Consider the following 18,648-nt stretch of genomic DNA (forward strand, 5'->3'; position numbering starts at 1 on the left):
GCGGCGCGGTTCAGAATACCCAGGGGGGTATCCGATGGCGGAGGCAGTACCCCCTGGGGTATGTTGAGTGGCGGGAGGTAGTGCGATGAAGCTTCGACCTGACATGACCAGCGAGGCGCTGACCCGGCTCAAGCGGGCCCGGGGTCAGCTCAACGCCGTCATCGAGATGATGGAGAACGGCGAGGACTGCCGGGCGGCGCTGACCCAGCTCGCCGCCGTGTCCAAGGCGATCGACCGGGCCGGCTTCAAGATCATCGCTTCCGGGATGCGGCACTGCGGCGCCGCCCGCGACCGCGGCGAGGAGCCCGAGATGACCGAGGAGGAGCTGGAGAAGCTCTTCCTCGCCCTGGCCTGATCCAGAAATTCACCGCCCCCACCGCCTGATCGCGGCGGGGGCGGGTAAGTCGCCTGCACGCGGGCGGAAGTCTGCCCCCTGCATACCCCGGGGGGTATGTAGGGAATGAAAGGAGAACAGCACATGGCAGTCGAGGTGTCCGTCATCGCCACGTCCTCGCTCGGCGACCGCAGCTACCTGGCCTCGGACGGGCGGGTGGGCATCGTCGTCGACCCGCAGCGGGACATCGACCGCATGCTGTACCTCGCCGGGGCGAAGGGGGTGCGGATCACCCACGTCGTGGAGACGCACGTCCACAACGACTACGTGTCCGGTGGCCTCGAACTGGCCCGGATCACCGGCGCCCGGTACCTGGTGGCCGCGGCCGACACGGTCGGCTTCGACCGGCAGCCGGTCACCGACGGCGACGTGGTGCCGGTCTCCGACACGTTGCGCCTGCGGGTGGTCGCCACCCCGGGCCACACCTTCCACCACCTGTCGTACGTCCTCGACGAGGCCACCGACGGCGGCTGGCAGCCGATCGGGGTGTTCACCGGCGGCTCGCTGCTGTTCGGCACCACCGGACGCACCGACCTGCTCGGTCAGGAGCACGCCCACGAGCTGGCCCACCACCAGCACGCCTCGGCGAAGCGGCTGACCGACCTGCTGCCCGACGGCGCCCAGGTGTGGCCCACACACGGCTTCGGCAGCTTCTGCTCGGCCGGCCAGGCCGACGCCTCCGACTCGACGCTCGGGCGGGAGAAGCAGGCGAACCCGGTGCTGCGGCTGGCCGCGGACCAGTTCGTCACCGAGACCCTCGCCGGTCTCGACGCCTACCCGGCGTACTACGCCCACATGGGGGTGGCGAACACCGCCGGCCCCGCCCGGGTCGACCTCACCCCGGTCACCCGGGCCGACGCGGCGCAGTTGCGCGAGCGGATCGCCGCCGGCCAGTGGGTGGTGGACCTGCGGCACCGCAAGGCGTACGCGGCGTCGCATCTGGCCGGCACGGTCGGCCTCGGGCTGGACGGGCCGATGTCCACCTGGCTCGGCTGGCTGATCGACTGGGGCGCACCGGTCACCCTCCTCGCGGAGACGCCGGAGCAGGTCGCCGACGCCCAGCGCGAGCTGGTCCGGATCGGCATCGACCGGCCCGCCGCGCAGGCCACCGGCACGGCCGAGCAGTGGGCAGCCGAGCCCAGCCAGCTCCGCGCGCTGCGGATGGCCGACTTCCCGGCCCTGGCCGCGGCCCGCGCCGGCGACGTCCCCGCCGGACTGCCCGTGCCGGACGTGGTGCTCGACGTGCGGATGACCTACGAGTGGCGCGCCGGCCACCTCGACGGAGCCGTGCACATCCCGCTGCCCGACCTGCCCAGGCGGCTCGCCGACGTACCGCCCGGCGTCGTCTGGGTGCACTGCGGCTCCGGCTACCGCGCCACCGCCGCAGCGTCGCTGCTGGCCAACGCCGGCCGCGAGGTCGTCGTCATCGACGACACGTTCGACCGGGCCGAGGCGGCGGGCGTCGCCATGGCCGACAACGCCTGACCCGTACCCGAGTCCGGCCGGCGCGACGTGGCGCCGGCCGGCGTCCCATCCTGCCGTCAACCACGACGGTTTGTCCCTGAACGAGGAGAGATGAGCACTTCCGAGCCCACCCGCGCAGCCACCCTGGACGCCGCCACCCTGCGCGAGCTGATCGACTCCGGACGGTCCCCCCGCCTGCTCGACGTACGCACCCCGGCCGAGTTCGAGACCGTCCACATCCCCGGCTCCTACAACGTCCCCCTCGACCTGCTCAAGGAACACCGCGAGGAACTGCGTAACCACCTCGACGAGGACGTGGTCCTGATCTGCCGTTCCGGCGCTCGCGCCACCCAGGCCGAACAGGCCCTCGCCGGGGTCGGCCTGCCGAACCTCAGGGTCCTCACCGGGGGCATGCTCGCCTGGCAGGCGACCAACGCACCGATCAGGCAGGGCAGGCGGCGCTGGGACCTGGAGCGTCAGGTCCGGCTCGTCGCCGGCTCGATCGTGCTGGTCAGCGTCCTGGCCTCGGTGTTCGCACCGGGTCTGAAGTGGATCGCCGGGTTCATCGGCGCGGGCCTCACCTTCGCCGCCGTCACCAACACCTGCGCGATGGGCATGCTGCTCAGCAGGCTGCCCTACAACCGCGGCGCCAGCTGCGACCTGGACACGATCGTCGGCCAGCTGCGTTCGCCCGGCGGGCGGGCATGAGCGTCGCCCTGCTGCTGACCGTCGGGCTGGCCGTGCTGATCGGGGTCAGCCTCGGCCTGCTCGGCGGCGGCGGCTCGATCCTCGCCGTGCCGCTGCTGGTCTACGTGGCCGGCCTGCCGACCAAGGAGGCGATCGCCACCTCGCTGCTCGTCGTCGGCGCCACCAGCGCCGTCGGGGTGCTGCCGCACGTCCGGGCGGGCCGGGTTCGCTGGCGTACCGGGCTGATCTTCGGCCTCGCCGGGATGACCGGCGCCTACGCGGGCGGCCGGCTGGCCGCCTTCATCCCGGCGGCGTTCCTGCTCACCGGCTTCGCGGTGATGATGCTGGCCACCGCGATCGCGATGATCCGGGGACGGCGCGCCGCCGCGGGCCGGCCGGTGCCGCACGAACTGCCGGTGCTCCGGGTCATTCTCGACGGCATCGTGGTCGGGCTGGTCACCGGCCTGGTCGGCGCCGGTGGCGGCTTCCTGGTGGTGCCCGCGCTGGCCCTGCTCGGCGGGCTGCCGATGCCGGTGGCGGTCGGCACCTCGCTGGTGGTCATCGCGATGAAGTCCTTCGCCGGCCTGGCCGGCTACCTCTCCAGCGTGCACATCGACTGGGAACTGGCGCTCGCGGTCACCGCGGCCGCCGTGGTCGGCAGCTTCATCGGCGGGCGACTCGCCGGACGAATCCCGGCCGACCTGCTGCGCAAGGCGTTCGGCTGGTTCGTGGTGGTGATGGGCGTCTTCGTGCTCGCCCAGCAACTTCCGCCCGACATGGGCATTGGGCTGGCCGTGCTGGGAGCGCTGGCACTGGCCGGTACGGTCACGATGGCGGCGCGCAGCCGCCGGAGGGAGAGAGACAGTGGACAGCAGCGCATGGGACGCCCGGTACGCCAGCACGCCGGATCTGGTGTGGAGCGCTGAGCCGAACCGCTTCGTCGTCGAGGCGGTCGGCGGGCTCACCCCGGGCAGCGCGCTGGACCTGGCTGCCGGCGAGGGCCGCAACGCGCTCTGGTTGGCCGGCAACGGCTGGCAGGTCACCGCGGTGGACTTCTCGCCGGTGGCCGTCGAGCGGGGCCGCGAGCTGGCCGCCCGCCGGGGCGTACCGGTCGAGTGGCTGGTCGCGGACGTGATCGCATACCAGCCGCTGCCCGGCAGCTACGACCTGGTCCTGATCAGCTACCTGCACCTGCCCGCCGAGGCCCTGGCGCGCGTGCTCGACTCGGCGCGGCAGGCACTGCGCCCCGGCGGCACCCTGGTCGTCGTGGGGCACGACCGGGCCAACCTCACCGGCGGCACCGGCGGCCCGCAGGACCCGACGGTCCTGCTCACCCCGGAGGCGGTGGTCGACGGGCTCGCCGGGCTGCGCATCCAGCGCGCCGAGACCGCCCGCCGCCCGGTGCCCACCGGCGACGGCGGGAGCGTCGACGCCCTCGACACGGTCGTCGTGGCGACCCGGCCCGTCGCCTGATCCGCCCTCGTCCCGACGGCGCGCGGAACAGCCCCGGCGCCCCGGGTTCACGGGCGCAGGATCAGGCGGATGGGGTTGCCCTGCTTGTCGCGCGCCCGGCGCACCGCCTCCGGCGCCTCGGCCAGCGCCAGCACGTCGCTGACCGACGCGGACAGGTCGAGCCGGCCCAACCCGGTGAGCGTCACCAACTGCCCGACGTGTTCCGCCTCGGAGCCGTAGTGGCCGAGCACCGCCTGCCGGTTGTAGGTGAACCGGCTGTCCGACGGGATGCTGATCGGCTGGTTGGCGATACCGGCGAGCACCAGCCGGCCGTGCCGGCCGAGCACGGTCATGGCCTGCTCGCGGACCGCGGGGACGCCGGCGAAGTCGAAAGCCACGTCGAGTCCCCGGGTGCCGACCAGCTCCAGCACGGCGTCCTTGAAGCCGTCGCCCTTCGGGTCGAGGGCCACGTCCGCGCCGAGGGCGATCGCCCGGTCCCGGGCCGCCGGCAGCGGGTCCACGGCGATCACCGGGGCCGCGCCGACCAGCAGCAGCAACTGCACCGCGTGCGCACCGAGGCCACCGACTCCCCACACCGCGACGGCCTCCGCCGGCCGCACCCGACCGGTGTCGGTCACCGCCGCCCAGGGCGTGGAGACCGCGTCCGGGATGATGCAGGCCTGCTCGAACGGAAGCAGGTCCGGGACGGGGACCAGGGTGTCCTCGCGGGCCAGGGCGTACTCGGCCCAACCGCCGTCGTAGTCGACGCCGCGGGTGAGCACGAGACCGAAGCGGTCCCGCTCCCCCGCCTGGAGCAGCACCCGCTGGCCGGGCCGCCAGCCCCTCACCCCGTCGCCGAGCGCGTCCACCGTGCCGGCGACCTCGTGGCCGAGGGTCACCACGTCGCCGTCCAGGTACAGCGGGGTGAGGGTGCCGTCGATCAGATGCACGTCCGACAGGCACACCCCGGCGGCGGCGACCCGGATGCGGACCTGCCCGCGTTCCGGCTCGGGCACCGGCACCGATTCCATCCGCAGCGCCCGCTCGGTCAGGTGCAGCCGTCCGGCCAGCATGTCCGCCACGCTCGGCTCCTTCCTCCGCCGTCCTCGAACCCGACGGCTCCAGCGTCGTGGGCGTACCCGGCGTGGCGCGGGCGATGCACCGGGCGAGGAAAAAGGGGCAGCCCCGGCGGATGGCCGGGCCGTGCCGCGAGCCCCCGGTAGCATCCAGTCACGGGATCGGTGGAGAGGACCAACCGCGTGGGCGCTCGATTCGAAGAACTGGCCTGGCGGGAGACCCCGATCGGCGAAATCAGCCTGCGCCGGCGCCGCGACCCGTCGCTAGACGTCGACGTGTACGAGGTGAAGCTCGACGACGAGTTCCTGATGTCCAGCCTCTTCCCGGTCGCGGAGATCGAACTCGCCCGACTCGGGCTGGCAACGCTGACCGGGGACAACCTGGACGTGGTGGTGGGCGGTCTCGGGCTCGGCTACACCGCGCGGACCGCGCTGGAGGATTCTCGGGTCCGCTCCCTGCTGGTGGTCGAGGCGATCGAGGACGTGATCGACTGGCACCGGCAGGACCTGCTGCCGTTCTCCGCCGGGCTGGCCGCCGACCCGCGTACCCGGTTCGTCCGGGCCGACTTCTTCGCGGCGGTCGCCAGCGGCGCCGGCTTCGACCCGGAGTCACCGGCCCGGCGGTTCCACGCGGTGCTGCTCGACGTGGACCACTCGCCCCGTCAGGTGCTGCACCCCAGCCACGCCTCCTTCTACACCGTGGACGGGCTGCGCCGGCTCGCCGCGTTGCTGCACCGCGACGGGGTCTTCGCGCTGTGGTCGAACGACCCGCCCGACCCGGCGTTCCAGCGGGTGCTGACCGAGGTGTTTCCGACCTCGGTGGCGCACGTCGTCCGCTTCGCGAACCCGCTGCAGGGCCGGCAGGCCGCGAACACCGTGTACGTGGCGCGGCACTGACCGGCGGGCGTGACCCGAGCCGAACCGGGAGGGCGGGAACCCCGCCGCGGGGTCACCGGAGCGGCCCGGGTGGGCGCCGGACGTTGCCGGCACCCACCCGGGCGGAGGTCCCTCAGGCCAGCACCCGCTCGGGGTTGGCCCGGAGCGCGGCGACCAGCGGTGTCGGGGCGGTGTGCGGCGACCCGGCGGAGTACGGCGGCCGGGGGTCGTACTCGATGCCGAGCTGGACCGTCTGGGCGACCGTATCCCCGGCGATCCGGCCGGCCAGCGCGAGCGCCATGTCGACGCCGGCGGAGACCCCGGCCACGGTCACGTACTTGCCGTCCACGACGACCCGTTCGGCCGTGGGCAGCGCGCCGAAGGCAGGCAGTTGGTCCAGGGCCAGCCAGTGCGAGGTGGCCCGGCGGCCGTCGAGCAGCCCGGCCGCGGCGAGCAGCAGTGAGCCGGTGCAGACCGAGGTGGTCCAGGTGGTGGTGGCGTCCACCGCACGCAGCCAGGCGAGGAGCCGGGCGTCGGCCATCCGGGCGATCTGCCCGGGGCCGCCGGGGACGACCAGCACGTCCGGGCGGGTCACCTCGTCCAGGGTGGCGGTGGCGGCGAGAGCGAGGCTGCCCATGTCGGTGGTGACCGGGCCGGTCCGATCGGCGACGAAGACGGTACGGGCGCCGGGGAGCCGGCCGAGCACCTCGTAGGGGCCGACGGCGTCCAGGGCGGTGAACCGGTCGAAGAGCAGCACGGCGATCTGCATGGGTTTTCCTTTCTACTTTGAGGGGAGGTCAGCGGGCGTCGACGGTGAACGGAACGGTGATCACGTGGCCGTCGGCGAGACGGAACTGGCCCCAGAGCCGGTAGCGGCCCGGGCGGGGGAAGTCGACATGCACGTCGAGCTCCGGCCCGTAGGTCTGACCGGGCAGGGCGAAGACCGGCCGGCCGTCGGCGTCCTCGGTCTCGGCGTGCTCGTGGGCGAAGCTGTCTCCCGCCGCCGACATGATCACCACGTGCCCGGCCGCGGCGAGGTACGGCCGCAGCCCGGTCACCGGCCGGCCCGTGGCCGCGTCGGCGAAGCGGAGGGTGAAGCGGGTGCCGCCGACCCGCGCGGTCCCGTCCAGGGTCACCCGCACGCCGTCGACGACCTGCTGCCGCCCGGACACCGTCGGCGGCTGGTGGATGACCTCGGCCGGGTCGCCGACCGCCACGACCCGCCGCTGCAGCACGTCGGTCAGCTCGCCCTTGCGGCGGAACTCGGTGTGAACGATGTACCGGCCGGGGGTGGGGAAGGTGAGCATCACGTCGAACTCGCCGGGCCGGCCCGTCGGCTGCGGGTGGACGTGCGCGAAGCTGGCCAGGTCGTCGCGGACGGCGATCAGGTGCATCCACGCCTCGTGGCTGCGTCCCACGTCCCGGACCGGCCGGCCGGTCTGCGCGTCGGTGACCCGGATCCGCACGGTGGCGGGTTGGCCGGGCACCACCGGGGTGGGCATCCGGAGGTCGACCCGGACCCCGGCGTCCTCGGCGGACACCGGTTCGGTCTCCGCGGTCATCATGGTGCTCATCGCCGGCCGCATCGGCATGCCGGTGCCCTGCGTCCAGGCCAGCACCCCGTTCATGCCACGTGCGGCGGCGTCGGTGCGGCTCAGCGCGGTGAAGCCGGCGCCCACGGCGAGCGCGAGCACGGCCACCCCGGCCAGGTACGCCCACTCGCCGATCCGGGCACCCAGCCGGGGCCGCAGTGCGGCGGCGGTCTCCGGCCGGCGGAAGCGACGCAGCCGCAGCGCGTTCGTGATCACGCTGACCGAGCTCATCGCCATCGCGGCGGCGGCCAGCGACGGGTCCAGCAGGATGTCCCAGGCCGGGTAGAGCACTCCGGCCGCCACCGGGATGAGCAGCACGTTGTAGCCGAACGCCCAGCCCAGTCCCTGCTTGATCGTGGTGACCGTACGCCGGGACAGCGCGATGGCCGAGACGATGCCGCGCAGATCCCCGCCGACCAGGGTGATGTCGGAGGCGGCGATCGCCACGTCGGTGCCGGTGCCGATGGCGATGCCCAGGTCCGCACGGGCCAGCGCCGGCGCGTCGTTGATGCCGTCACCGACCATCGCCACCACCGCGCCCCGCTCCTGCAGGGCGGCGACCCGGGCGGCCTTCTCCTCGGGCCGGACGTCGGCGATCACGTGCTCGATGCCGACCTCGCGGGCGACCACCTCGGCGGTGACCCGGTTGTCGCCGGTCAGCATCCACATCTCCAGGCCCAGCGCCCGCAGCTGGGCCACCGCCTCCACGGACTCGGGGCGCAGGGTGTCGGCCACGCCCACCACGCCGGCGAGCCGGCCGTCGAGGGCGACATGGACGGGGGTGCCACCGGCGGCGGCGACGGCGAGGACCTCCGTCGACAGGGCGCTGACGTCGACGTCGTGGCGGCGCATCAGCGCCAGGTTGCCGATGAGCACGCCCCGGCCGTCGACCCGCGCCTCGACGCCGTGCCCCGGCACCGCCTCGAAGGAGCCCGCCGCCGCGACGGTGAGGTCGCGGGCCCGGGCGTGCCGGATGATCGCCTCACCGAGCGGGTGCTCCGAACCCGTCTCGGCCGCCGCCGCGTACGCCAGCAGCTGGTCGGCGTCGATGCCCTCGACGGCGTGGATCACGGTGACGTCGGGACGGCCCCGGGTGAGCGTGCCGGTCTTGTCCAGCACCACCGCGGTGACCCGCCGGGCCTGCTCCAGCGCCTCGCCCCCGGAGATGAGGATGCCCAGTTCGGCGGCCTTGCCGGTGCCGACCATGATCGCGGTCGGGGTGGCCAGGCCGAGCGCACAGGGGCAGGCGATGATGAGCACCGCGATCGCGGTGCCGATGCCCAGGGTCAGCCGCCCGTCGTCGGGTCCGGCGACCGCCCAGACGGCGAAGGTGAGCAGGGCCAGCCCGATCACTGCCGGAACGAACCAGGCGGAGACCGTGTCGACCAGCCGCTGCATCGGCGCCTTGGCCCCCTGGGCCTCGCGGACCAGCCGGACGATCTGGGCGAGGGTGGTGTCCTGGCCCACCGCGGTGCCCCGGAGCACCACCGAGCCGGTCCGGTTGACCGTCGAACCGATCACGGTGTCCCCGACCGACTTCGACACCGGCATGCTCTCGCCGGTCAGCATGCTCTCGTCCACGGTGGAGGCGCCCTCGGTGACCGTTCCGTCCACCGGCACCTTCTCGCCGGGGCGGACCCGGACCAGGTCGCCGACGACGACCGACTCCACCGGCACCTCGAGCTCCACGCCGTCGCGCAGCACCCGGGCGGTCCGCGGGCGCAGGCCGAGCAACGCGCCGATCGCCGCGCCGGTCCGCCGTCGGGCCCGGGCCTCCATCCACCGCCCGGTCAGCACCAACGCGATGACCACCACGGAGATCTCGAAGTAGACGTGCAGCGGCAGGCCGAGCCGTTCGGCCGCCGCCGGCCAGAGCGTGACGAAGGCGCTGTAGGCGTACGCCACGGTGGTGCCCAGCGCCACCAGGGTGTGCATGTTGACGCCACCGTGCCGGGCCGCCGCCCAGGCAGCCCGGTAGAAGGGCCGGCCCGCCCCGAACTGCACCACGGTCGCGACCACCAGCAGCGCCGGCATCAGCCAGTCCATCGCGTCGATGGACAGCGGCAGGTACATCAGCACCATCATGCCCAGCCCGGTGGCCAGGGTGAGCTGCCAGATCCGCTTGAGCCGGGTCACCTCCCGCTCCTGTGCCCGGTCCCGCTCGGCGTCGGTGTCGGGCGCCCCAAGGGCCGGGGACTCCGGCGCGGCGGCCGGCCGGCGGGGCTCGTCGGCGTGGACGACGGCCGTGTACCCGGCGCGCTCGACCGCCGCGGTCAGCGCCGCAGGGCTCACCCGGGCCGGGTCGTAGACGACGGTCGCGACCTCGGTCGCCAGGTTGACCTCGGCCCGCTCGACGCCGTCGACCCGGCTGAGCGCCCGCTCCACCCGCCGGACGCAGGACGCACAGGTCATCCCGCCGATCTCCAGCGTGCCGGAGACGGCTGTCGGTGTCGTCATGGCACTGCTCCTCTCGTACCGGGCGTCGCAGGCGCCCTCGCTGGTCCCGCCCGCCGTCGCGGCCGGTGAGCCCAAGCTCCCGGCCCCCGCTGTCCGCCCGCTGTCCGCGACCAGTCGGCCCGTTCGGGCGTACGCGACAGGGCGCGGACAGCACCGGCCGGCACGGTTCGAGCTGCCGGGCCGCCACGGGGCGGCTCACCGGACGAAGGAGTGAACCGTGAACCAGCTCGTGCTCTCCGTGCCGAACATCAGCTGCGGCCGCTGCGTCGAGGCAATCCGGGAGGAGGTCGGGGTCGTCGCCGGCGTCCGCGCCGTGGAGGTGGATTTGGCGACCCGTACCGTCCGGGTCGACGGCGACGCCGACCGGGAGGCCGTCGTGGCCGCCATCGGCGAAGCCGGCCACCAGGTCGCCTGAGCGTGACGAGGGAGGCGGACCGATGGACCTGGACACCGTGATCATCGGCGGCGGACAGGCCGGGCTCGCGCTCGGCCAGTATCTGCGGCGCGCCGGGGTGGGATTCGAGATCCTCGACGCGCACGCCCGGGTGGGCGACGCCTGGCGGCAGCGCTGGGACTCGCTGACCCTGTTCACCCCGCGCCGCTTCGACGGGCTGCCGGGGCTGCCGTTCCCCGGCGACCCCGACGGCCACCCCGGCAAGGACGAGGTCGCCGACTACCTCGCCCGGTACGCCGCCCATTTCGACCTGCCGGTCCGGCTCGACTGCCGGGTCACCGCGGTCCGCCCCGCCGCCGCGGGTGGCTTCACGGTCGACACCTCGACCGGAACGCGGCACGCCCGGCGAGTGGTGATCGCCGCCGGCGCCTTCCACACGCCGCGGGTTCCGGACGTGGCCCGCAAGCTCGCACCACGGGTCGCGCAGCTGCACAGCAGCCGGTACCGCAACCCCGACCGGCTGCCGGGGCGCGACGTTCTGGTCGTCGGCGGCGGGAACACCGGTGTGCAGATCGCCGCCGAGCTCGCCGACCACGGCCGCCGGGTGGTGCTCGCCGCGCCGGCGCTCGGCCCGGTGCTGCCGCAACGCTGGTTGGGCCGGGACATCTTCTGGTGGTTCTCCCGGCTGGGCACCATGCGGCTCAGCAGCGAGAGCCGGCTGGGCGGCCGGATCGCGGCGCAGAACCCGGTCATCGGCTCTGACGTGGCCGGGCTGCTGCGCCGGGTCGACCGGGTCGGGCGGGTGGTGGACGCCGACGGCGACGAGGTGGTGCTGGCCGACGGGGGACGCCGACGGGTGGACGCGGTGGTCTGGGCCACCGGGTTCCGCCCGCACTATCCCTGGCTGGAGGTGCCGGTGCTGGACGCGTCCGGCGCGCCCGTGCAGCGGGAGGGCGTGACGGACTGGCCCGGCCTGTACTTTCTCGGCCTGCCGTGGCAGCGCGCCCGCGGCTCGGCGGTGCTGGGCTGGGTCGGCCGGGACGCCGAGGTGTTGGCCGCTCGGCTGGCCGAGGAACGGCGGCTGGCGGCGCCGGTCCGACCGGCGCCGGCCGTCCCGGCCTGAACCGGCTCCGAGGGGCGGACGACGCGCACCCCGCCCGGTCGGTGGGCAGCTCCCCCGTTCGGCGGGGCTGGCCGAGGCTGGTCGGGACATACCATGGGGCCCGCCCGGGCAGCCACCCGGCGATCGGAGCGGGCCCCAGGGCCGACGCGGACGGGAGTGCGATGAACCGGGACAGCGGGGCCACCACGACGGTGAGCTTCGGCGTGCTCGGCACCGTCGAACTCCAGGTGGCCGGCCGGCCCGCCACACCGCTCGCCCCGGCGGTTCGCGCGCTGCTCGCCCGGCTCGTCGTCGCCGCCGGGCGGGTGGTCTCCGCGGACGCGCTCACCGACGCGCTCTGGGGCGACCGCCCCCCGGCCGACGCCACGAACGCACTGCAACTGCGGGTGTCCAAGCTGCGCCGGGCACTGGCGACCGCCGGGGCCGGCGGCGACCTGCTGGTCACCCGCGCCCCCGGCTACCAGCTCGCCATCGCTGGGGAGGCGGTGGACGCATACCGCTTCGAACGGCTGCTGGAACGGGCCCGCACCGCGACCACCGGCGACGGACCCGCGGCGGCGCTGGCGTGCTTCGACGAGGCGCTCGGGCTGTGGCGCGGACCGGCCCTGGCCGACGTCGGCGAGGCCGGGTGGGCCCTGGCCGAGACGGCCCGCCTGGAGGAACTACGACTGGGCGCGGTGGAGGACCGGCTCGAACTGCTGCTGGCGGCCGGGCGGCAGGCCGAGGTGGTCGCCGACCTGGAACGCCTGGTCGCCGCCCACCCGCTGCGCGAGCGGCTGCACCGGCTGCTGATGCTGGCGCTCTACCGCGCCGGGCGGCAGGCGGAGGCGATCACCGCGTACCACGCGCTGCGGCACCGCCTCGCCGAGGAACTGGGCATCGACCCGGCCCCCGAACTGCAGGCGCTCGCCGAGGCGATCCTGCGGCAGCAGGTGCCCTCCCCACCGACGGCGACCGCCGCGCAACCGGCGGAGGCGATGCGGACCCCGCCGCCCGTACCTGGTCCCGCCGACCGAGGCGACCGGGCACCAGCCGGGCCGGTGCCCCCCGCGCGGACCCCCGCCACCCGGGCACCGCAGGGTAGCGATCTGCCCCGCCGGCTCTCCTCGGTTATCGGCCGCCAGGACGACGTGCACCGCGTGCTGGACCGGCTGCGGGAGGCGCGGGTGGTGACGCTGACCGGCCCGGGTGGGGTCGGCAAGACGACCCTCGCCCTGGAGGCGGTGCGCCACGTCGACGACGCCCTGGCCGACCGGGTGCACCTGGTCCGCCTGGCCGCCCTGCCCAGCGGGACCGACCTCCCCGAGGCGGTCGCCGGCCAGCTCGGCGTGGCCGCCGGCGGCCCGGGGCCGGCCGCGACCGCGGCGCTGGTCGCCTGGCTCGGCGCCGACCGGGCGCTTCTGGTGGTCGACAACTGCGAGCACGTCATCGACGAGGCGGCGGAACTGGTCGAGCAGCTCGTCGAGGCCTGCCCGGCGTTGACCGTGCTGACCACCAGCCGGGAGGCGCTGGCCGTGCCCGGTGAGACCCAGCTCGCGGTGGCGCCACTCGGCGTACCCGAGGGGGTGGCCGATGTCGCGCGACTCGGCGACAGCCCGGCGGTGGCCCTGTTCGTCGATCGCGCGCGGGCGGTACGCCCCGGGTTCGTCCTCGACGGGGCGACCGCGCCGGTGGTGGCGGACATCTGCCGCCAGCTCGACGGCATGCCGCTGGCCATCGAGCTGGCGGCCGCGCGGGTGAAGGCGTTGCCGCCGGTGGAGATCGCGGCCCGGCTGCACGACCGCTTCGCGCTGCTGACGGCCGGGACGCGGACCAGTGAGGCCCGGCACCGGACGCTGCGGGCCACCCTCGACTGGAGCCACGACCTGCTGTCCGAGGCCGAGCGGCGGCTGCTGCGCCGGCTGGCGGTGTTCCGGGGTGGCTGGGACCTGGCCGCCACCGAGCAGGTCTGCGCGTTCGACGGCCTGGCCGCGGACGAGGTCCTCGACCTGCTCTTCCGCCTGGTCGACCGCTCGCTCGTGGTGCCGGACCCGACCACCGGGCGGTTCCGGCTGCTGGTCACGATCCGGGAGTACGCCGCCGCCCGGCTCGCCGAGGCCGGTGAGTCGGAGACGGCCCGTGACCGGCACCTCGCCCACTTCACGGAGCTCGCCGAGCGGTACGGCCCGCATGTGCTGTCCGAGGCGGGCGCCTGGGACCGCATGACGGAGGAGCACGACAACTTCCGCGCCGCCGTCGACCGGTGCCTGGAACGGGCGGACGGGGTCGACGCGGGCCTGCGGCTCTCGGACGCCCTCTTCAGGTTCTGGAACTACGGGCCCCGTTACGAGGGGATCCGCGCACTGACCGCACTACTCGCCGCCGGCGGGGTCGCACCGGCCGCACGGGCCGCCGCCCTGCAGCGGATCGGCCAGCTCGGCGTCTACTACCCCACGGCACAGACCCGGGCCGCCGGGCGGGAGAGCCTGCAGGAGTTCGAACGCCTGGGCGACCCGGTCAACACCGCGATCTCGCGGCTCATCGTCGCCTGGGAGGGCCAGTACGACGGCGACGCGGACCGGTACCGGGCGATGATCGCCCAGGCCGGCCGCGAGATGGGCGACACCGACGACCCCTGGTGGAACGGGACGGTCTGCTACGTCGAAGCCCTGCTGGACCTGCGCACGGGGGCCTTCCCACGGTCCGCCGAGCAGTGGCGGCGCAGCCTCGACCACACCCGACAGGCCGGGGACCGCCTCATGCCGGCCGCGATCCTGGCCCACCTCGGCATCGCGCTGCGCGAAGCCGGCCGGCCCGACGAGGCGATCGCCACCCTGGAGGAGGCGGCGGGCGAGGCCCGGCGCAACCCCTCCCCGCACGCGCTGGCCTTCACCCTCGTACAGCTCGCGCACACCCGGCTGGATCGGGGTGAGGTCGAGGGCGTGCCGGCGATGCTCGCCGAGGCGGACGCCACCGCCCGCCGCAGCGGCAACCCGCGCTGCCAGGCCTGGTCGGCGTGGGGCCGGGCCCGGATCGCGTACGCCGACGGCGACGCGGTCACCGCGGCGGACGAGTGCCGCCGGGCCGTGGAGCTGCTGGAGGAGCGGGAGTTCCCGTGGGCCCGGCGCCGGCTCTGGGCGCTGGCCGCCGACGCGGCGGCCGCCGCCGGCCGGGGGCAGGAGGCCGATGCGGCCCGGCAGGCGGCGGCGGGCCTGGAGGCGGCCGGGCGCTAACCGAGGCGGCGGCACGTCGGGCCGGCCGGACAGACCGCCAGGCCAGCCCGACGCAGCACGGCCGGATCCACCTCCCCGCCCACGCGCAGCACACCGGCGTCGGCGTCGAACTCCAGCGACACCACCCCGGGCAGGTCGCTCACCCGCCGGCTGACCGTGCGTACGCACCGCCGGCAGATCCCGGGCGGCAGGGCCACCGTCACCACCCGCGTCGATTCCGCGGCGCGTGCCGTCGGGTCGTTCCGTTCCACCATGCCCGCCAGCCTGGCCGGTTCCGCTGGCGGCGCGCTGTCCATCCGCTGTCCGGTCCGGCCGGCCCGACGGCCAGCATCCGGACAGCACGGCCGGCGAATCTCCTCGTGTCACAGATCCGTACTGACCGAGGAGTCGACATGAACCACCTGCTCACCGCCGAGCTGATCGAGATGGAGCGCGCCGAGCTGGTACGCCGGCTGCGCCGGGACCGGCACGCCGCCACCGTGCGGGCGACCCGCTCCGGGCGGCACCGCCGGACCGCCCGCTGATCCCGCCTCCCCGACTCACCTCCCAGGAGATCCCTGATGACCACCAGCACCGCCCTGAAGCCGACCCACTCGACTCCGACCACGGTCGCCGTGCAGGCCCGGGACGTCGTGCGGACCTACGGTCGCGGCGACGCCGCCGTCCGCGCCCTGGATGGCGCCACGGTGTCCATCCCGGCCGGCCGGTTCACCGCGATCATGGGTCCGTCCGGTTCCGGCAAGTCGACGCTCATGCACGCACTGGCCGGCCTGGACACCGTCGACGCCGGGCAGATCCTGCTCGGCGGGACGGACCTCGGCCAGCTGAGCGAGCGGCAGCGCACCCTGCTGCGCCGGGACCGGATCGGCTTCGTCTTCCAGGCCTTCAACCTGGTGCCGACCCTGACCGCGCGGGAGAACATCGTCCTGCCGCTCACCCTGGCCGGTCGCCGACCCGACCCCGAGCTACTGTCCCACCTGGTCGCCACCCTTGGTCTGGCGGACCGGTTGCGGCACCGACCGGCCGAACTCTCCGGCGGGCAGCAGCAGCGGGTCGCGGTGGCCCGAGCCCTGATCACCCGTCCCGAGATCGTCTTCGCCGACGAGCCGACCGGCAACCTCGACTCGCAGGCGGCCGAGGCGCTGCTCGGCTTCCTGCGGCGGGCCGTCGACGACCTCGGACAGTCCATCGTGATGGTCACCCACGACCCGCACGCCGCCGCGTACGCCGATCGGGTGGTGTTCCTCGCCGACGGCCGGATCGACGGCGAACTCGACGAGCCGACCGCCCCGGCCATCCTGTCCCGCATGGCGCGGCTGACCGCGCCCGCAGCCACCGGAGCGAACTGACATGTGGCACCTGACCCTGCGTACCACCCTCGCCCGCCGTGCCCGGCTGGCGCTGACCCTGCTCGCGGTCGTCCTCGGCGTCACCTTCGCCACCGGCGGCCTGGTCCTCACCGACACCTCCGGCCGGCTGCTGGACGACCAGTTCCGCACCGCGACCGCGGGCGTCGACCTCACCGTGCGGGACGCCGTCGCCTTCGACTCCGCGATGGGCGTCGAGGTCGCCCGGGACCCGCTGCCGGCCGACCTGTCGGCGCGGATCGCCGCGGTGTCCGGGGTGGCCGACGCCCGGCCGCTGGTCCGCGGCCAGGGCCTGCTGGAGGTGGACGGCAAGGCCGTCGTGCCGAGCGGCGCCTCCCTGCTGGCCTCCTGGGCGCCCGGCCCGGTGGGCTCGTTCACGATCCGCAGCGGCCGGCCCCCGGCCGCCGACGACGAGGTGGTCCTCGACGAGGACACCGCGCGCGGTCAACACGTCCGGCTCGGCGACACCGTCACCGTCCGGGCGACCGACAGCGCCCGGCTCCGGGTGGTCGGACTGGCCGGGTTCGGTGACCGGGGTGGTCTGCCGAACAGCACGGTCGCCCTGGTGACCCTCCCGTCGGCGCAGCGCCTGCTCCAGCTCGGCTCCAGCATCTCCGAGGTGGCGGTCGTCGCCGCACCCGGTGTCGCCCCCGAGGAACTGCGCGGCCGGATCACCGCCGCCGTCGGCGCCGACTACGAGGTCGCCGCGAGCCGGGACATCGCGGCGGCCGGCGCGGCGGCCGCCCGCGACCAGCTGAGCTGGCTCCAGCTGGTGCTGCTCGCCCTGGCCGGCGCCGCCCTGCTGGTCGGCGCGTTCCTGATCGCCAACACCTTCTCCATCGTCGTCACCCAGCGGACCCGGGAGCTCGCCCTGCTCCGGGCCGCCGGCGCGACGGGCGGGCAGGTGCTGCGCTCGGTGCTCGGCGAGGCGCTGCTGGTCGGGCTCACCGCCTCGGCGGCCGGCCTCGTCCTGGGCGTCGCCGCCGCCACCGGCATCCGGAACCTGGCTGGGGCGTTCGGCCTACCGCTGCCGGAGGGCGGGCTGGTGCTGACCGGCCGTACCGTGCTGGTGGCCTTCGCCGTCGGCGTCCTGGTCACCGTCGGCTCGGCGGTCGGGCCGGCCCGGCGCGCGGCCGCGGTGGCGCCGGTGGCGGCGCTGCGCCAGGCGTCCGCCGCCCGCACCGGACGGATCCGGGTGGTCGCCGGCGCGCTGGCCGCCGCCGCGGGTCTGGCCGCGGCCGCGGCGGTGCTCGCCGCGGACGCTCCGGTCCCGCTGCTCGGCGCTGCCGCGCTGGGTGCCGTCGGCGGCCTCGCGCTGCTCGGGCCGGCGATCACCCCCGCCCTGGTACGCCTCGTCGGCCGGCCGCTGGCCACCGTCGGCGTGACCGGACGGCTGGCCACCGACTCGGCGGCCCGCACCCCTCGACGGACCGCGGCGACCGCCCTGGCGCTGGCCCTCGGCCTTGCCCTGATCAGCTTCATGGCCGTCCTCGGCACCTCGGTCAAGAGCTCGGTCCGGCAGTCCTACGCCGAGGTGATCACCGCCGACCACCTCGTGGAGAGCGCCCGCAACGAGATGCTCGGTGGCCTCTCCCCCGCCGTGTACGACCGGGTCAGCCGGCTGCCCGAGGTCGCGGTCGCGTCCCGGCTGCACTACGGCCACTGGCGGGACGGGGCGGCTACCCAGGCACTCACCGCCGTGGACCCGGCGACGCTGCCCCGCGTGACGTCCCTGCACTTCACCGCCGGCAACCTGCAGGCGGTGGCCGGCGGAGGGGTCGTGCTGGCCGAGCACGTGGCCCGCGACCGTGGCCTGGGCGTCGGCGACGAGCTGGCCATGACGTTCTCCCGGACGGGCACCTGCAAGCTTCCCGTCGTCGGCCTGCTGCGCGACGGCGACGCCCGGGCGCTGTCCACCGACTACATCATCTCGCTGGACACCTTCGCCCGGCTCTACAGCGAGGAGATGGACGCGAGCGTGTTGATCCGGACCGCGGACGGTACGGACCGGGCCGCCCTGGAGCGGGCGGTCAACACGGCCCTGGCCGACACTCCGACCGCGCAGCTTCGCGACCAGGCCGCCGCGGTCGCCGGCCGGACCATGATGATCGACCAGGTGCTCGGCCTGGTGACGGTGCTGCTGATGCTGGCCGTGCTGATCGCCCTGCTGGGCATCACCAACACCCTTGCCCTGTCGATCACCGAGCGCACCGCCGAGATCGGCCTGCTCCGGGCGGTGGGGATGACCCGCCGGCAGCTGGGCTGGATGATCCGGGCCGAGGCGGTCCTGGTGGCCGCGCTGGCCAGCGTCCTGGGGATCGTGCTGGGGGTCGGCTTCGCCGCCGCCACCGTCCGGGCGCTGGGCCGGGACGCCCCGACCGTGCTGTCGGTGCCGGCCGGCCGGCTGCTGGTCGTGCTGGCCGTCGCCCTCGTCGCCGGTCTGCTCGCCGGTCTGCTGCCCGCCCGCCGCGCCGCCCGGCTGGACGTCCTCGCCGCCATCGGCACGCCCTGACCCGTCACCCCCGGGTGGTGCCGGCCTCCCGCCGGCGCCACC

Annotated in this window: 16 protein-coding genes; 12 read left to right on the forward strand and 4 right to left on the reverse strand. The window is 75.0% G+C overall.

What is annotated here, in order from left to right:
* Window positions 1-85 precede the first annotated feature (85 nt).
* From ACNAVT_RS22315 to ACNAVT_RS22335, 5 genes are all read left to right on the forward strand, one after another.
* Window positions 86-355, forward strand: coding sequence for a metal-sensitive transcriptional regulator (locus tag ACNAVT_RS22315; RefSeq protein ID WP_416299086.1), 270 nt, complete (start codon window positions 86-88; stop codon window positions 353-355).
* Window positions 356-478: 123 nt separating this feature from the next.
* The gene (locus ACNAVT_RS22320) at window positions 479-1,879 is read left to right on the forward strand and encodes a rhodanese-like domain-containing protein (protein ID WP_416299087.1); all 1,401 of its coding nucleotides are present in this window, start codon (window positions 479-481) and stop codon (window positions 1,877-1,879) included.
* 90 nt (window positions 1,880-1,969) lie between these two features.
* Window positions 1,970-2,566 carry a rhodanese-like domain-containing protein gene (locus ACNAVT_RS22325; protein WP_416299088.1) on the forward strand — a complete coding sequence of 199 codons (597 nt, stop codon included), beginning with the start codon at window positions 1,970-1,972 and terminating at the stop codon, window positions 2,564-2,566.
* Window positions 2,563-3,471, forward strand: a complete 909-nt coding sequence (locus ACNAVT_RS22330; RefSeq protein WP_416299089.1) for a sulfite exporter TauE/SafE family protein — start codon at window positions 2,563-2,565, stop codon at window positions 3,469-3,471. Before ACNAVT_RS22325 ends, ACNAVT_RS22330 begins: the two co-directional genes overlap by 4 nt.
* A complete protein-coding gene (locus ACNAVT_RS22335) occupies window positions 3,410-4,018 on the forward strand; it encodes a class I SAM-dependent methyltransferase (protein WP_416299090.1) in 609 nt (202 codons plus the stop codon). Before ACNAVT_RS22330 ends, ACNAVT_RS22335 begins: the two co-directional genes overlap by 62 nt.
* 47 nt (window positions 4,019-4,065) lie before the next feature.
* Here ACNAVT_RS22335 and ACNAVT_RS22340 read toward each other — a convergent pair whose 3' ends face one another.
* Window positions 4,066-5,070 carry a zinc-binding dehydrogenase gene (locus ACNAVT_RS22340; RefSeq protein WP_416299128.1) on the reverse strand — a complete coding sequence of 335 codons (1,005 nt, stop codon included), beginning with the start codon at window positions 5,068-5,070 and terminating at the stop codon, window positions 4,066-4,068.
* 186 nt (window positions 5,071-5,256) lie between these two features.
* Here ACNAVT_RS22340 and ACNAVT_RS22345 point away from each other — a divergent pair, with 186 nt between their 5' ends.
* Window positions 5,257-5,970: a spermidine synthase gene (locus ACNAVT_RS22345; RefSeq protein WP_416299091.1), complete on the forward strand. Its 714-nt coding sequence runs from the start codon at window positions 5,257-5,259 to the stop codon at window positions 5,968-5,970.
* A gap of 112 nt (window positions 5,971-6,082) precedes the next feature.
* Here ACNAVT_RS22345 and ACNAVT_RS22350 read toward each other — a convergent pair whose 3' ends face one another.
* Together ACNAVT_RS22350 and ACNAVT_RS22355 are read right to left on the reverse strand one after the other, a co-directional pair.
* Window positions 6,083-6,718, reverse strand: coding sequence for a DJ-1/PfpI family protein (locus ACNAVT_RS22350; protein WP_416299092.1), 636 nt, complete (start codon window positions 6,716-6,718; stop codon window positions 6,083-6,085).
* Window positions 6,719-6,746: 28 nt separating this feature from the next.
* Window positions 6,747-9,998 carry a heavy metal translocating P-type ATPase gene (locus tag ACNAVT_RS22355; RefSeq protein WP_416299093.1) on the reverse strand — a complete coding sequence of 1,084 codons (3,252 nt, stop codon included), beginning with the start codon at window positions 9,996-9,998 and terminating at the stop codon, window positions 6,747-6,749.
* A gap of 217 nt (window positions 9,999-10,215) precedes the next feature.
* Between ACNAVT_RS22355 and ACNAVT_RS22360 the strand changes: the two genes are divergently transcribed.
* The 3 genes from ACNAVT_RS22360 (at window position 10,216) to ACNAVT_RS22370 (ending at window position 14,727) form a co-directional block, all read left to right on the forward strand.
* Entirely contained in the window at window positions 10,216-10,413 is a 198-nt protein-coding gene (locus tag ACNAVT_RS22360; protein ID WP_416299094.1) for a heavy-metal-associated domain-containing protein, read from the forward strand.
* Window positions 10,414-10,435: 22 nt separating this feature from the next.
* Window positions 10,436-11,515 (forward strand): flavin-containing monooxygenase, encoded by a 1,080-nt coding sequence (locus tag ACNAVT_RS22365; protein ID WP_416299095.1) that lies wholly within the window; start codon window positions 10,436-10,438, stop codon window positions 11,513-11,515.
* Between the two features lie 161 nt (window positions 11,516-11,676).
* The gene (locus ACNAVT_RS22370; protein WP_416299096.1) at window positions 11,677-14,727 is read left to right on the forward strand and encodes an AfsR/SARP family transcriptional regulator; all 3,051 of its coding nucleotides are present in this window, start codon (window positions 11,677-11,679) and stop codon (window positions 14,725-14,727) included.
* Here ACNAVT_RS22370 and ACNAVT_RS22375 read toward each other — a convergent pair.
* Window positions 14,724-14,981: a heavy-metal-associated domain-containing protein gene (locus tag ACNAVT_RS22375; protein WP_416299097.1), complete on the reverse strand. Its 258-nt coding sequence runs from the start codon at window positions 14,979-14,981 to the stop codon at window positions 14,724-14,726. The two genes, ACNAVT_RS22370 and ACNAVT_RS22375, sit on opposite strands and share 4 nt — an antisense overlap.
* A 138-nt stretch (window positions 14,982-15,119) precedes the next feature.
* On the opposite strand from ACNAVT_RS22375, the gene ACNAVT_RS22380 reads away from it, so the two are divergent.
* The 3 genes from ACNAVT_RS22380 to ACNAVT_RS22390 are packed head-to-tail and all read left to right on the forward strand — an operon-like array spanning window position 15,120 to window position 18,606.
* Window positions 15,120-15,251 carry a hypothetical protein gene (locus tag ACNAVT_RS22380; RefSeq protein ID WP_416299098.1) on the forward strand — a complete coding sequence of 44 codons (132 nt, stop codon included), beginning with the start codon at window positions 15,120-15,122 and terminating at the stop codon, window positions 15,249-15,251.
* Window positions 15,252-15,287: 36 nt separating this feature from the next.
* The gene (locus tag ACNAVT_RS22385; protein ID WP_416299099.1) at window positions 15,288-16,076 is read left to right on the forward strand and encodes an ABC transporter ATP-binding protein; all 789 of its coding nucleotides are present in this window, start codon (window positions 15,288-15,290) and stop codon (window positions 16,074-16,076) included.
* A gap of 1 nt (window position 16,077) precedes the next feature.
* A complete protein-coding gene (locus tag ACNAVT_RS22390; protein ID WP_416299100.1) occupies window positions 16,078-18,606 on the forward strand; it encodes an FtsX-like permease family protein in 2,529 nt (842 codons plus the stop codon).
* Window positions 18,607-18,648: the final 42 nt, after the last annotated feature.

It is taken from the genome of Micromonospora sp. SL4-19 (assembly GCF_047921475.1).
GTDB lineage: Bacteria > Actinomycetota > Actinomycetes > Mycobacteriales > Micromonosporaceae > Micromonospora.

Bases quoted from the DNA above. Each gene is read 5' to 3' on its own strand.
- ACNAVT_RS22385 (WP_416299099.1), top strand. From the start codon at position 15,288: ATGACCACCAGCACCGCCCTGAAGCCGACCCACTCGACTCCGACCACG.
- ACNAVT_RS22350 (WP_416299092.1), bottom strand. From the start codon at position 6,718: ATGCAGATCGCCGTGCTGCTCTTCGACCGGTTCACCGCCCTGGACGCC.
- ACNAVT_RS22330 (WP_416299089.1), top strand. From the start codon at position 2,563: ATGAGCGTCGCCCTGCTGCTGACCGTCGGGCTGGCCGTGCTGATCGGG.
- ACNAVT_RS22325 (WP_416299088.1), top strand. From the start codon at position 1,970: ATGAGCACTTCCGAGCCCACCCGCGCAGCCACCCTGGACGCCGCCACC.
- ACNAVT_RS22375 (WP_416299097.1), bottom strand. From the start codon at position 14,981: ATGGTGGAACGGAACGACCCGACGGCACGCGCCGCGGAATCGACGCGG.
- ACNAVT_RS22315 (WP_416299086.1), top strand. From the start codon at position 86: ATGAAGCTTCGACCTGACATGACCAGCGAGGCGCTGACCCGGCTCAAG.
- ACNAVT_RS22365 (WP_416299095.1), top strand. From the start codon at position 10,436: ATGGACCTGGACACCGTGATCATCGGCGGCGGACAGGCCGGGCTCGCG.
- ACNAVT_RS22380 (WP_416299098.1), top strand. From the start codon at position 15,120: ATGAACCACCTGCTCACCGCCGAGCTGATCGAGATGGAGCGCGCCGAG.
- ACNAVT_RS22320 (WP_416299087.1), top strand. From the start codon at position 479: ATGGCAGTCGAGGTGTCCGTCATCGCCACGTCCTCGCTCGGCGACCGC.
- ACNAVT_RS22340 (WP_416299128.1), bottom strand. From the start codon at position 5,070: ATGCTGGCCGGACGGCTGCACCTGACCGAGCGGGCGCTGCGGATGGAA.
- ACNAVT_RS22355 (WP_416299093.1), bottom strand. From the start codon at position 9,998: ATGACGACACCGACAGCCGTCTCCGGCACGCTGGAGATCGGCGGGATG.
- ACNAVT_RS22390 (WP_416299100.1), top strand. From the start codon at position 16,078: ATGTGGCACCTGACCCTGCGTACCACCCTCGCCCGCCGTGCCCGGCTG.
- ACNAVT_RS22370 (WP_416299096.1), top strand. From the start codon at position 11,677: ATGAACCGGGACAGCGGGGCCACCACGACGGTGAGCTTCGGCGTGCTC.